At 72.3% G+C, this 13,990-nt stretch carries 9 protein-coding genes; 6 read left to right on the forward strand and 3 right to left on the reverse strand.

From position 1 onward, the window contains the following. Positions 1-3 precede the first annotated feature (3 nt). From AB0K60_RS30800 to AB0K60_RS30815, 4 genes are all read left to right on the forward strand, one after another. Positions 4-5,889, forward strand: a complete 5,886-nt coding sequence (locus AB0K60_RS30800; RefSeq protein ID WP_364063255.1) for an amino acid adenylation domain-containing protein — start codon at positions 4-6, stop codon at positions 5,887-5,889. Beyond that, complete coding sequence (locus AB0K60_RS30805; protein WP_364062999.1) at positions 5,886-6,107, forward strand: MbtH family protein; 222 nt, start codon at positions 5,886-5,888, stop codon at positions 6,105-6,107. The genes AB0K60_RS30800 and AB0K60_RS30805 overlap by 4 nt, the downstream gene beginning before the upstream one ends. A 14-nt stretch (positions 6,108-6,121) precedes the next feature. Beyond that, complete coding sequence (locus tag AB0K60_RS30810) at positions 6,122-7,315, forward strand: cytochrome P450 (RefSeq protein WP_364063002.1); 1,194 nt, start codon at positions 6,122-6,124, stop codon at positions 7,313-7,315. Positions 7,316-7,397: 82 nt separating this feature from the next. Further along, the gene (locus tag AB0K60_RS30815) at positions 7,398-8,111 is read left to right on the forward strand and encodes a TetR/AcrR family transcriptional regulator C-terminal domain-containing protein (RefSeq protein WP_364063005.1); all 714 of its coding nucleotides are present in this window, start codon (positions 7,398-7,400) and stop codon (positions 8,109-8,111) included. Between the two features lie 81 nt (positions 8,112-8,192). Here AB0K60_RS30815 and AB0K60_RS30820 read toward each other — a convergent pair whose 3' ends face one another. From AB0K60_RS30820 to AB0K60_RS30830, 3 genes are read right to left on the reverse strand one after another with little or no spacing between them, the layout of a single operon-like run. Next, positions 8,193-8,912 carry an alpha/beta fold hydrolase gene (locus AB0K60_RS30820; RefSeq protein WP_364063008.1) on the reverse strand — a complete coding sequence of 240 codons (720 nt, stop codon included), beginning with the start codon at positions 8,910-8,912 and terminating at the stop codon, positions 8,193-8,195. Positions 8,913-8,952: 40 nt separating this feature from the next. Further along, the gene (locus AB0K60_RS30825) at positions 8,953-9,915 is read right to left on the reverse strand and encodes a chlorinating enzyme (protein ID WP_364063011.1); all 963 of its coding nucleotides are present in this window, start codon (positions 9,913-9,915) and stop codon (positions 8,953-8,955) included. Positions 9,916-9,928: 13 nt separating this feature from the next. After that, positions 9,929-10,240 carry an acyl carrier protein gene (locus AB0K60_RS30830; RefSeq protein WP_364063014.1) on the reverse strand — a complete coding sequence of 104 codons (312 nt, stop codon included), beginning with the start codon at positions 10,238-10,240 and terminating at the stop codon, positions 9,929-9,931. Positions 10,241-10,573: 333 nt separating this feature from the next. Here AB0K60_RS30830 and AB0K60_RS30835 point away from each other — a divergent pair, with 333 nt between their 5' ends. Together AB0K60_RS30835 and glyA are read left to right on the forward strand one after the other, a co-directional pair. Then, entirely contained in the window at positions 10,574-12,094 is a 1,521-nt protein-coding gene (locus tag AB0K60_RS30835) for an amino acid adenylation domain-containing protein (RefSeq protein ID WP_364063017.1), read from the forward strand. A gap of 501 nt (positions 12,095-12,595) precedes the next feature. Next, positions 12,596-13,990 (forward strand): serine hydroxymethyltransferase, encoded by a 1,395-nt coding sequence (glyA, locus tag AB0K60_RS30840; protein ID WP_364063020.1) that lies wholly within the window; start codon positions 12,596-12,598, stop codon positions 13,988-13,990.

Here is a 13,990-nt window from a genome sequence, read left to right on the forward strand (position 1 = left end):
GCGGTGCTGGCCGCTCATCCGGGTGTCGCCCGGGCGGTGGTGACCACGCGGCCCGGCCGTACCGGAACGACCCGACTCGTCGGATACATCGTCCCGGTCCGCGAGGACGCTCTCGACGAACTCGACCTCACCCGGGATGTGTCCGCGGGCGCGTTGCGCCGCTTCGCCGCCGCCCGGCTGCCGGAGTACATGGTCCCCGCCGCGTTCGTCGTCATGGACGAACTGCCCCTGGGCCCCAACGGAAAGGTGGACCGCGACGCGCTCCCGGAGCCCGACCTCGCCGTCACGCCCTACCGGGCGCCCAGCGACTCCGGCGAGATCGCTCTCGCCGGGATCTTCGCCCGGCTCCTCGACCTGGACGCGGTAGGCGCCGAGGACGACTTCTTCGCCATCGGCGGGGACAGCATCCGTTCGATCCAGGCGGTCTGGCAGGCCCGCAGGCAGGGTCTGGAGATCAGCCCGCGGGAGATCTTCGAGCACCGTACGGTGGCCGCGCTCGCGCGGCTGGTCCGCGACCGGGTGGCGGCCCCGGAGCGGCCGGCCGAGCTGGAGGGCGGCGGCGTCGGCCGGATGCCGGCGCTGCCGGCCGCGCGATACCTCGCGGAACTGGGCGGCGGGGACCGCTTCGCGATGTCCCTCGTCGTCGAGTTGCCCACCGGCGTCGACCGGGCCGTGCTGGTCGCGACGGTGTCGGCCGTACTGGACCACCACGACATGCTGCGTTCCCGGCTGTGCGACGGCGGGCTCGAGGCCCTCCCGCCCGGATCGGTGGACGCCGACGCCCTGATTCACCGCATCGCGTGCGACGGCCGCTGGGACGAGCCGTGGCGGGCCCGGGCCGCCGCCCACCTCGACGAGGCCACCGGCCGCCTCGACCCCGCCGCCGGCGTGATGACCCAGTGGGTCTGGTTCGACCCGGGACCGGACCGCGCGGGGCGACTGCTCGCCGTCGCCCACCATCACGTGGTGGACGCCGTGTCATGGCGGATCCTGCTGGAGGACCTCGGCACGGCCTGCGACCTCGTCCGGGCCGGGCGCACGCCGGACCTGCCGAAGGTCGAGACGTCGGCCCGCAGGTGGGCGCACGCCCTCGCCGAGGCGGCGCGAGCGCCGCAGTGGGCCGGGCAACTGCCGCTGTGGCGTTCCCTCCTGCAGGGGCCGGACCCGCTGCTCGGAGCGCGACCGCTCGACCCGGCGGTCGACCGCGCCGACACGGTCCGGCGCACCTGGGTACGGCTGCCCGCGCCGGTGACCGAGGCGCTGCTGACCCGGGTCCCCGGCGCCTTGGGCGGCGGCCCGAACGACGTCCTGCTGACCGGGCTGGCCCTGGCGGTGGCGGCGTGGCGGCGCGACCGCGGCGTCGACGAGCGGTCGGTCCTGGTCCGGCTGGAGGGCCACGGCCGTGAGGAGGACGTGGCGCCGGGGGCGGACCTGACCCGAACGGTCGGCTGGTTCACCAGCATGCACCCCGTGCGGCTGAACGTGGGGGCCGTCGACCTGGAGGAGGCCCTCACCGTTGGCGGGGCCGCCGGCGCGGCGGCGTACAAGGCCGTCCGGGAACAACTGGCGGCCGTCCCGTACAAGGGCATGGGGTACGGCCTGCTGCGGTACCTCAACGATGAGACCGCCGCCGAACTGGCCCGATACCCGGACGGCCAGATCGCCTTCAACTACCTGGGCCGGTTCGGCGCCTCCGACGCCACCGCGGGCCGGGGCTGGACCCTGGCCGCCGGGACCGAGGACCTGCTCGCCGCCCCCGACGCCGGCATGCCCGCGATGGCCACCCTCACGATCGACGCCGTGGTGCTGGATTCCGCGGACGGGCCCCGGCTCAGCGCCGCCTTCGGGGCGCCCGAGGGCCTGCTCGCCGAGGACGACGTACGGAGGCTGGCCGACCTGTGGTGCGCCGCGCTCCGCGGGCTCGCCGGACACGGCGAACGGCACGCCGAGGTGGCTCCGGCGCCCGTACGGCGCGGCACGCCGGAGGCGTGGCGACGGCGCTACCCCGGCCTGGCGGAGGTGTGGCCGCCGACCGCGCTCCAGTCCGGCCTGATCTTCGAGTCCCTGATGGCGGGCGACGGCTTCGACCCCTACCACGTGCAGGTGGTGCACCACCTGTCCGGCCCGGTGGACGCGGACCGGTTGCGGGCGGCCGCGCAGGCGATGCTCGACAGGCACCCCGGCCTGCGCACCGCCTTCGTCGGCGACGAGACCGGCGGTCTGGTGCGGCTCGTGCTCGACGGCGTCGAGATGCCGTGGCGTGAGCTGGATCTGCGTGCCCACGACGAGGAGGGGCGCGCCGCCGCGTTCGAGGAGTTCCTGGCGCGGGACCTCGCCGACCGGTTCGATCCCGCCGTGGCGCCGCTGCTGCGGTTGTCCCTGGTGCTGACCGGGCCGGGGCGGGGCGAGTTGGTGCTCACGACGCACCACGCCCTGCTCGACGGCTGGTCGATGGGTCTGTTCGCGCGGGAGCTGCTCCGGCTTCACGGGTCCGGCGGGGACGCCTCCGCCCTGCCGCCTGTTCGCCCGTACGAGGACTTCCTGACCTGGCTCGCCGAGCAGGACGCCGAGGCGTCGGCGGCGGCCTGGGCGGCCGAGCTGGACGGGCTGGACGGGCCGACCCTGGTCGCGCCGCACGCGGGACCGGAGGTGGACCGGCAGCGGATCGGCCGGGTCCGGGTGCCGCTGTCCGCGACCGACGCCCACGAGCTGTCCCGCCGCGCCGCCGAACTCGGGGTCACCCTCAACACGGTCGTCCAGGCCGCGTGGGCGGTGGTCCTGGCCGGGCTGACCGGCCGGAGCGATGTGGTGTTCGGCACGACGGTCTCCGGGCGTCCGGCCGCGGTGCCCGGCGTGGAGTCCATGGTGGGGCTGTTCATCAACACCATCCCGATCCGGGTGCCGCTGTCGCCCTGGCGGTCGCTGCGCGCGGTGCTGACCGGGCTCCAGGAGCGGCAGAACGGGCTGATGGACCACCACCACCTCGGCCTGGCCGAGATTCACCGGGCGACCGGGATGCCCGTCCTCTTCGACACCGCGACCGTGTACGAGTCGTACCCGATCGACCACGGCGGCCTCGCCGACCCGGCGACCGGGCTGACGATCACCGGAGTCCGGGCGGCGCACGGCACGCACTACCCGCTGGGGCTCGCCGCCGCGGCCGCCCCGTATCTCACCCTCGTCCTGCAGTACCAGCAGGACCTGTTCGACGACGACGCCGCCGGGCGGATCGCCGCCCGGGTGGCCGAGGCGCTGCGGCGGATGGCGACGGACCCCGACCTGCCCGTCGGCGGGCTCGACCTGCTGGAGCCGGGGGAGCGGCGGTGGCTGCTCGGCGAACCGGCCGGCGCCGGGGAACCCGGGCCGACGGTTCCCGAGCTCTTCGCCCGGCAGGTCGCCGCGACGCCGGACGCCGTCGCCCTGCGGTTCGAGGACGTCTCGCTGACCTACCGGGAGCTCGACCGGAGGGTCGACGCGCTGGCCGGGGAGCTGGCGGGTCGCGGCGTCGGGCGCGAGTCCGTGGTGGGGGTGTCGCTGCGGCGCTCGCCGGAGCTCGTCGTGGCCCTGCTCGCCGTGCTCAGGTCGGGCGGGACGTACCTGCCGATCGACGCCGCCCACCCGGCCGAGAGGATCTCCTTGCTCCTGGCGGACTCGGGCGCCCGCCTGGCCATCGTCGACGCGACGACGGCGGAGGCGTTCGCCCGGCACCCCGTGCCACGCCTGCGAGCGGACGAACCGGACAGATGGCGACGCCGCGGCGACCTCGGCCGCCCGCCGCTCCCGGACAACGCGGCATACATCGTCTACACCTCCGGCTCGACCGGGCGGCCGAAGGGCGTGACGGTCACCCACCGCGGCGTGGCCGGACTGGTGGAGGCGCACGTCGCCGCGCTTGGGCTCACCCCCGCGAGCCGGATGCTCCAGCTCGTCTCGCCGAGCTTCGACGTCTCGTTGGGCGAGTTGTTCTCGGCGCTGCTGTCGGGGGCGAGCGTGGTGCTGGCGGCGCAGGACGACCTGGTGCCGGGGCCGCCCCTGGCCCGCACCGTCGAACGGCATCAGGTGACCCACATGATGCTGCCGACGTCCATGCTGGCCGCCGTGCCCGCGGGCGCGCTGGCGTCGGTGCGGTGCCTGGTCGTCGGCGGGGAGCCGGTTCCGCCCGAGCTGGTGGCCACGTGGTCGGCCGGGCGGCGCATGGTGAACGCGTACGGCCCGACGGAGGCGACGGTCGCCGTCACCCTGAGCGGCCCGCTCACCGCCGGCCCGCGGGACGTCCCGATCGGGCGGCCCATCCCGCAGGCGCGGGCGTACGTCCTCGACGGGGCGCTGCGGCCGGTGCCCGCCGGGGTCGTGGGCGAGCTCTACATCGCCGGGCCCGGCCTGGCCCGAGGGTACGGCGGCCGACCCGGTCTGACCGCGGAGCGTTTCACGGCCTGCCCGTTCGGGCCCGCCGGGGCACGGATGTACCGGACCGGCGACCTGGTGGAGTGGACGTCGGAGCGGGAACTCGTCTTCCGCGGCCGCGCCGACGACCAGGTCAAGATCCGAGGGTTCCGGGTCGAGCCGGGCGAGATCGAGACGGTGCTGGCCGATCATCCCGCGGTCGAGCGGGCCGTGGTCGTGGCCGACGAGACGGCGCATGACCGCGGACTCGCCGCCTACGTCGTTGCGGCCGGCCGGCCGGACATCGGGTCGGGCACTGGGCTGGATCGGGTGCCGGATCGATCGCCGGATCTGGCCGACGAGTTGCTCCGGCATCTACGCGCACGGCTGCCGGAGCACCTGGTGCCCGCGACCGTGACGGTCGTCGGCGGCATCCCGACGACCGCGAGCGGGAAGCTGGACCGCCGGGCGTTGCCCGCCCCGCGGCGCCCGGCGACCCCGGCCGGTGGCCGGGCGCCGCGCACGAGCCTGGAGAAGATTTTCTGCGGCCTCTTCGCCGAGGTGCTCGAACTGCCCCGGGTCGGTGCCGACGACGATTTCTTCGCCCTGGGCGGGCACTCGCTGTCCGCCATCCGGCTGATCGCCCGGATCCGGATGGTTCTCGCCGTCGACCTGCCGCTGAGGTGGGTGTTCGAGGCGCGGACCGCCGCCGGGCTGGCCGCCCGGCTGGAGTCCGCAGGAACCCCGGAGGACGACACCGACCCGTTCGCTCCGGTGATCACCCTCGGCGCCGGCGACGGTTCCGGCGCCCGGCCGCTGTGGTTCGTCCACTCCGGCGGCGGGCTTTGCTGGCCGTACCTCGGCTTCGTCTCCCGGCTGCCCGCCGACCGGCCGGTCCACGGCGTCCAGGTGAAGGGCTTCGACGGGGTGTCCCCGTTGCCCGGGTCGATCGAGGAGGTCGTCGACGATTACGTCGCCGAGATCCTGGCCGTGCAGCCCACCGGCCCGTACGACCTGATCGGGTACTCCATCGGAGGCACGCTCGCCCACGCGATCGCCGCCGGGCTGCAGCGGCGCGGGCACGAGGTGACATTGCTGGTGTTGCTCGACAGCGTGCCCAGCGTCAGGCTCGCCGAGCAGGGACCGCCGGACGCCGACGCGTTCCGCGAGTACTTCCGGCAGGCGCTCCCGGCCGGAGCGGGCGGCGACGACCACGCGGCCTTCGTGGAGAACGCCGTCAGGATCGTCACCAATCACGCGGCCCTCATGGCCGCGTTCCCGCCGCCCGTCTACCGGGGCGACGCGGTGCTCTTCCGGGCGGTGCCCGGCGCAGGGGAGCCGCTCGCCGGACCATGGCGGCCGTACATCTCCGGCACGATCCGTGAATTCGACGTCGAAACGGCGCACGCGGACATGTGCCTGCCCGGACCGGCCGCCACGATCTGCGAGGTCATCGGCCGTCAACTCCAGGAACTTCAGGAAATCCAGAAGGGACGACAAGGATGAGCACCAATCCGTTCGACGACGACAACGAGGACTTCTACGTCTTGGTCAACGACGAGGAGCAGCACTCCCTGTGGCCGGCCTTCGCCGCCGTTCCAGAAGGGTGGCGGGCGGTGTACGGGCCCACGGGCTGCGGCGCCTGCCTGGAGTACGTCGAGGAGCACTGGACCGACATGCGGCCCAGGAGCCTGCGCCTCGCGATGGAAGCCGACGCCAGGTAGGGAGGTGGCATTCGATGGTCACAGTCGTGGAGCGCTGGAACATCCACCCGTTCCATTCCTGGCTGCGCGGCATCCGGCCCGGGCCGGTGCACTACAACGAGGAGATCGGGCTGTGGAACGTCCTCGACTATGAGGAGGTGCACGGCGTCCTCAACGACCCGAAGACCTTCTCCTCCAGCACGGCGCACCTCGCGCCGGTCACGATCGACGAGGAGTTCCTCGAGGGCGACTTCGCCCAGATGGACCCGCCCGACCAGACGCGCTACCGCAAGCTGGTCAGCAAGGCCTTCACCCCCCGGGTGGTCGCCCAGCTTGAACCGCGGATCGTCGAGATCAGCCGTAACCTCCTCGATGCGATGGAGGGCAAGGAACGCGTCGAGCTGGTGGAGGAGTTCGCCTACCCGCTCCCGGTCATCGTCATCGCCGAGCTGCTGGGCATCCCGACCGGCGATCTGGAGGTCTTCAAAAAGCAGGCGTTCCGGATCATCGAACAGCTCAACGGCTACTCGTTCCTGTACGACGACGAGGAGGCGCAGCGGACCATCGAGGCGGCGGTCGACAAGTTCCGGCCCATGGTCGACTTCATGCGCGGCCAGATCGCCGACCGCCGGAAGAACCCGGGCGACGATCTGCTGAGCCACCTCGTCGCGGCCGAGGTCGACGGCCACCGGCTGACCGAGAACGAGATCGTCACCATCGGGAACCTCATGCTCGTCGCCGGCCACATCACCACCACCATGCTGATCGGCAACGCGGTGGCCTGCCTCGACTCCAACCCCGACGCGTTCGCCCGCGTGCGGGCCGACCGCTCGCTGGTGCCGAGCATGCTCGACGAGACGCTGCGCACGCTCACCCCGTCCGCGGCCCTGTCCCGGCGGACCACCGCCGATGTCGAGATCGGGGGCGTCGGGATTCCCGCGGAGACCATGATCCTCGTCTGGCCCGGCGCCGCCAACCGGGACCCGCGCAGGTTCCCGGACCCGGAGACCTTCGACCCCGGGCGCACCCCGAACCCGCACCTCGGTTTCGGCCACGGCGTCCACTACTGCATCGGGGCGACCCTGGCGAAGCTGGAAGGTCGGATCGCCATGAACGCGTTGCTGGACCGCTTCCCCGTGCTGCGTACCGACCCGGACGACCCGCCGCGGTTCTTCCCCTCGCCGGACATCATCGGCACGGCGTCCCTGCCGCTGCGCACCCACGAGTGACCTCGAGTCCCGCCGATCCGAAGGGGTGAACGTTGTACAAGTCGCAGATGAACCGTGTTCAAGAGTGGGGTATTCTGCGGGCATGCCGCGTGACACCCTGACCAGGGAACGAATCGTCCGGACGGCCATCGAACTGCTGGACGCCGAAGGCCTGGAAGGCCTGAACATGCGCGGCCTCGGCGAACGACTGGAGTCCGCGGCCACCGCCGTGTACTGGCACGTCAAGAGCAAGGACAACCTCGTCATGCTGGCCGGCGACGAGGTGTGGCACGAGATAGAGCTCCCCGACCTGGACGCCCATGACTGGCGTACGGCCGGGATGATGGCGGCCAGGGGCCTGTTCGGCATGCTGACGCGGCATCCGTGGCTCGTGCAGGCGCTGGGCACCCACCTCCTGCAGGGGCCGGGGAAGTCGCGTTACGACGAATACAGCCTCGCCGTTTACGAGAAGGCGGGCTTCGTCGGCGTGGAGGCCGATCGGGCGATGGCCGTGGTGTTCATGTTCGTGCTCGGCAACGCCATCGGCGAGTCGGCGGCGGTGTCACTGCGGCGGCGGCTGCGGCGGGAGGGCTCGAACCCCGACGATCTGATCCGGCAGACCATGGCGGATCAGATCAAGATCGTGGAGGAGTTCCCGCGATTGCAGGCCCGGCTCGCGACGGTCACGGACACCGATTACCTCGCGGCCCCCGACAAGAGCTTCGAACTCGGCCTTGAGGTGATCTTCGATGGTCTCGAAGAGCGGCTCGGCAGGCGGCAGGCGGAAGGCGGCGAAGGAGTCGCCCAGGAGACGTAGGAGAACGTCCGGCCCGGTGGACGTTCGCGGACATCGCACAAACCTGCCGGTCGTCACGTAGGTGACACCGCGGCGGGCCGCTCAGCCGGCCGCCGCCTGGCGCCCGCTCAGCACCCGCACGATCCAGTCGGCGACCCCCCGCGGATTCGTGGCGGACAGCAGATGGCCGCCGGGGATCCGGGACACCTCGCACCGGCCGGTGGTGTGGGCGGCCCAGGCGGCCGGCGCGATCGTGGCCGGATCGGCGGCGCCGGTGAGGACGTGGACGTCGGCCCCGACCTTCGCCGCGCGGGTCGCCTCGATCATCGACCAGGACAGCCGCAGGTCTCCGACGATCATCGCCCCGGCCTGCTCGGCGAGTTCGGGGTGGGTGAGGACCTCCTCGGGGATCCGGGCGCCCGTGGCCGTCAAGGCCGCGACGGCGTCCTCGAGGGAGCGGACGCCGCCACCGGCGACGGGGGGCCTGACCGAGGGCGGGGAGTTGGACGCCACGAGCAGCAGCGGCACCCCGAGGATCCCGGTCAGGGCGAGAGCGACGTAGGCGCCCAGGCTCTCGCCGTACACGGCGTCGACCCCCGTCCCGGACAGTCGCTCGGCGACGTCCCGTACGGCCAGGGCCGCCTCGATGATCGGCGGCTCCAGGCGGCGGCGTCCGTGGCCGGGGAGTTCGACGGCGCGGGCGTCGGCCCGGTCGCCGAGGGACCGGCGCAGCCGGCGGAAGTAGCCCGCCCCGCAGCACGACGGCGGGATGAGCGCGACCACCGGAGGGCCGTTCGCCGCCAATCGCCGCGGATCGGCCATCGGCTTCCCCCTGTCCTGCTCCGGGTCCCGCCCGGGGCCGTCAGCCCGGCACCCTGGGGTACGGCGTGCCGCGCAGCGTCCTTGTGACGATCTTGTTGTGCCCGTACTCGTCCCGGCCCCGCACGAGGACGGCCCCCCACCGCTCCAGTGAGATGGCCCCGCCGTACTCCTCGATGTGGTTGGTGTCCGGGTAGACGCGCACCTTCGTCGGGACGTAGCGAACCGCGAACCCCATCCGGTAGTCCCTGCCCTTGCTGATGTTGGGCAGTGAGGCGTGCATCAACGTGGACCAGAAGATGACGCACTGGCCCTTCTCCATCACCAGGGGGACCGCGTCCTCCTCGTTCGGTCTCCAGTCCGGATCGATCTGCAACTCCCGGTAGTCGTAGCCGAAGAAGCCCCGGCGCACGCCGTTCTTCACCTCGTGGTTGATGCGCCGCTCGTCGTAGCGCATGTGCTTGGTCTCGTCGTAGTTCATCTGGTGCTGAGTGCCCGGGATGATCTGCAGGCAGCCGTTCTCCCGGGTGGCGTCGGTGAAGGCGGTCCACACCGTGATCGTGCCCGCGCCGAAGTCGTCCTCGGACTCGCCGGGCCACAGCAACTGGGGCTTTCCGCTGGCGTTCGCGAACGTGTCCGCCTGATGCCAGTCGGTCCCCTCGTCCCCCGGGTACTTGGGGAAGAACTCTGAGCGCCAGCACAGGATGTCCGGCCCGATGATGTCGGCGACCCGGTCCACGATCTTCGGGTGGCAGATGTGCTCAGCGAGCAGGTCGATGTCGAGGTGGCGGTCGTAGTTGTAGATGTTCGGCGCTCCGATCTCCCGGTCGACCTCCGGATACGCGGCGTACGACCGGTTGAGCGTCTCCCGGTGGATCTTCTTCCACATCGCGGACATCTCGTCCGGGCTGTAGATCGTGATCGGGCCGATGTACCCGTTCTCGTGGAAGAACGCACGCTCCTCGTCGGTCAGCCGGTGGGAGACGCGCTCCGCGCCAAGGGCCATGGCAATCCGCTCCTCACGTCGTTTCGTGCGTTCTGCGCGCATCGACCCGCACGGCGGCCACCGCCGCGCCGAGTTCGTCGTCGTACGTCGTCCGCTGGTCCAGGGTCACGCCGTACGTGGTGCTCAGGTACCTGTTCAGGCGCTGGAACGTCAGCGAATGGCCGCCGACGTCGAGGAAGTTGTCCGAGGCGGTGATCTCGGGGTCGTCGAGCTCTTCGCGCAGCCATTCCACAACGGCCTGCTCGACGGCCTCATGGGCGGCCGTGCCGGCCGCCATGCCGCTCGTGGGCATCATCGAAGTGCGCTCCCATCCGCTGTCGTCCATTCGTGGGCACGCCGGACGCTGGCGCGCGCCGAAATTCGAAAATGGTATGCGAAGCGGCAGACGGATCGTCGCCCGGGCGATTTCCAGGCATGTGGAGATCCGTTGCGTAATGCCAACTGGGCGGAATATATCACCGTCGTTCCGATGCGGTCAGCAGCTTGTACGCCAGGCTCGGCGGCGGATGTCCCGTCCACCGGACAACGCCCGATTCCACCGGCGCCGCGACCACGGCGCGGCCTTGAACGCCACGGCGCGCCGACTTTAACGTGGTGCTCCCGACGGTAATCCCGCAGGCCGTTTCGGTATGCGGCCCCGCCCGAATGACGAGCGATTGTGAGCACACTTCGAGAGACGATTCCATGGCTCGTGGCGCGTCAGGTGGCGGCGACACCGGACGCGCCCGCCGTGCTGCACGCGGGCCGGTCACTGACCTACCGCGAGTTGCTCGACCGTGCCGGGCGCGTGGCGCGGCGGCTGATGAGCGCGGGCGCCGGTCCGGAAACCGTGGTCGCGCTGGCGCTCCCCCGCACCGCGGATCTGGTCGTCGCCCTGCTCGGAGTGCTCGCCTCGGGCGCGGCCTTCCTGCCCCTCGACCTCCGGTACCCGGCGCCGCGTCTGCGGTACCTGCTGGCCGACGCCGCCCCGGCCCTGATCCTCACCGAGTCCGCGACGCTGCCGGACCTGCCGGCGGACGGTCCGCCGCGCCTGCTCCTCGACGATCACGACCTCGCCCTCCCCGGCGCCGGAGAGGGCGAGGGAGGCGGGTTGCCGGAGGCCGGGCTCCGGCCGGGCAACCCGGCCTACCTCATGTACACCTCGGGGTCGACGGGAACGCCGAAAGGCGTGGTGATCACCCACGCGACGGTCGTCAACGGGGTCCGGGAACTGGCCGCGGTCGCCGGCCTGCACGCAGGCTCCCGGATGCTGGCCAGCTCCTCGATCAACTTCGACGTGTCGGTGTTCGAGATCGTTGCCGCGCTGACCGCCGGCGCCGTCGTGGAGGTCGTCCGCGACGTCTTCGCGGCCGGGGACGGAAACTGGGCCGGGGACGTGCTGCACACCGTCCCCTCCGTGTTCGCCGAGATGCTCGCGCAGAGCGGCGGGAAGATCGACGTGGCCACGGTCTTCTTCGCCGGCGAGGTCCTGCCCGCCGCACTGGTCGCGCGGGTCCGCGACGCCGTCCCGGGCGTGCGGGTGGTCAACGCGTACGGCCAGACCGAAAGCTTCTACGCCACGACGTACACCGTTCCCGACGGCTTCGCGGGCGTCGGCGGCGTGCCGATCGGGACGCCGCTGCGCAACATGCGCGCGTACGTGCTCGATCCGGGGCTGGGCCCGGTGCCGCCGGGCGCGCCGGGTGAACTGTACGTCGGAGGCATGGTGGCCCGGTGCTACCACGGCCGCCCCGGTTTGACGGCCGAACGGTTCGTGGCCGACCCGTTCGGCCCGCCCGGGCGGCGGATGTACCGGACGGGGGATCTCGCCCGCCGGAACGAGGACGGGTTCCTGGAGATCCTTGGCCGCACCGATCATCAGGTGAAGATCCGCGGCATCCGGGTGGAACCGGCCGAGGTGGACACGGTGCTCGGCACGTATCCCGGGATCGCCCGCGCCGTGACAATGCTCCGCCCGGGGCGGGCGGGCCGGCAGGCCGCGCTCGTCGCGGCGGTGGTCCCCGCCCGCCCCGACGCCGACCTCTCCGCACGCACGCTGCGCCGGTTCGTCGCCGACCGGTTGCCGAGCCACCTGGTGCCCGCGGCGTTCGTCGTGCTGGACCGGCTCCCGCTGACCCCGAACGGCAAGCTCGACATGGCGGCGCTGTCGGCCGTGGTCTCCGCGCCAGAACGGGGCTGACCCGGCACCGGCCGTCCCGTCGACCGGACATCCGGTTTCCGCGCTCCGGCGATGCCCCGGCGATCGTCAAGCAGTCGCGGTCGAATTCCTGCGAATCTCTCGCGATATCGCCCAGGGCATGCCGCGTGTATTTCCAAGCGCGATGCCCGGCATTACCCTCTCCTTAGCGATCGCCGCCGGCCCGTGTACGCGACGGAAATCCAGGGCCGCAACACCGGCGATTCGGCATCCGAATCCCGAATTGAGAGAGTCACGGTGCTGCCGACGGTTTCGAGTCGTGTGCCGACGCCGGCCGCGACGATCATCGCGTTTTCGATACCCGCTGATGCGCGATACCTCGGATCGCGATCCGAGGTATTTCGATGTTCGCCCTTCCGGAACATCGCGGACGAACCTGAACCGGTCGGCCTTCGCCGGCCGCGCCGCGACACTGACCCGCGACACTGACCCGGCGTGCCCGGCCACAGCCAGAAGGACGAGCCAGAAGGACGAGGTGGGGGGATGGCAACCACGCAGACGCGCGCGGTGCCGCGCGGGGGCGCCGCCGTCGCGGAGCCGGGTCAGGCGGAGTTGCTGCGGGTCGGCATGGAGCTCCTGCACGAGAGTGACCCCGGGTTGGCGAAGCTGCTCGACGCCGAGGTGCGGGCGCAGCGGGACACGCTCGCGATGATCGCGTCGGCGAGCCTCGCCGATCCGTCGGTCCTCGCGGCCGCGGGGTCGGCGTTGTCGAACGTGACCGCGGAGGGGTATCCGGGGGCCCGCTACCACCCCGGCGCCACCGCGTTCGACCAGGTGGAGGAGCTGGCGGTCGCGCGGGCCAAGCGGCTCTTCGGGGCGCGGTACGCGAACGTGCAGCCACACTCCTGCTCCTCGGCGAACCTGGCAGTGCTCGTGGCGCTCATCCCTCCGGGCGGCACGCTGCTCGGCCTCGACCTGGACTCCGGAGGCCATCTCAGCCATGGGTCGCCGGCGTCGGTCACCGGGCGGCACTACCGCGCCGTTCACTACGGCCTGGACGCCACCGGCCGGATCGACTACGCGCAGGTCGCGGAACTGGCCGCGAAGCACCGGCCCCATGTGCTGATCGCCGGGGCCAGCGCCTACCCGCGCACGCTGGACTTCAGCCGGTTCCGGGCGATCGCCGACTCCGTCGGGGCGTACCTCGTCGCGGACATCTCGCACATCGCGGGGCTGGTCGCCGCAGGCAGACACCCCAGTCCGATCGACGTGGCCCACATCACGACGACCAGCACGTACAAGCAACTCGGCGGTCCACGCGGCGGGCTGATCCTCAGCGGCGTGGAGCACCGGTCCCCGGGGCCCGGCGGGCGGGACACACTGGAGGGCCTGATACAGCGCGCGGTGTTCCCGCAGACTCAGGGCACCGCGAACCCGGCGGCCGTCGCCGCCAAGGCCAGGGCGTTCGCCCTGGCGGCACAGCCGCGGTTCCGGCGGACGATGCGGCGGGTCGTGTCCGACGCCGCGGCGCTCGCGGACGAGCTGACCCGGCTCGGGTACCGGATCCTCACCGGGGGCACCGACACCCACATGGTGGTCGTCGACCTGCGGGAGCGCGGGCTCACCGGCCTGGTCGCCGAACGCGCCCTGGAGGAGTGCCGGATCCTCGCGAACCGCAACCGCGTCCCCGGCGACGACCAGCCGCCGATGGTCGCCGGCGGACTGCGGCTGGGCACCAACATCCTCGCGCAGCGGGGCCTGGGCCCGGACGAGACGCGCGAGTGCGCCCGCCTGCTGCACGCGGTGCTCGACGCCACAACCCCCCTCGGCGCCACCGCCCACAGCGTCGACCCCGAGACGGCCGTCGAGGTCCGAGCCGGCGTACGGGCGCTGTGCGAACGACACCCGGTGCCCGCGGCCGGGCCGCCGATTTCCTGA

This window comes from Thermopolyspora sp. NPDC052614 (assembly GCF_040678635.1).
Taxonomy (GTDB): domain Bacteria; phylum Actinomycetota; class Actinomycetes; order Streptosporangiales; family Streptosporangiaceae; genus Thermopolyspora.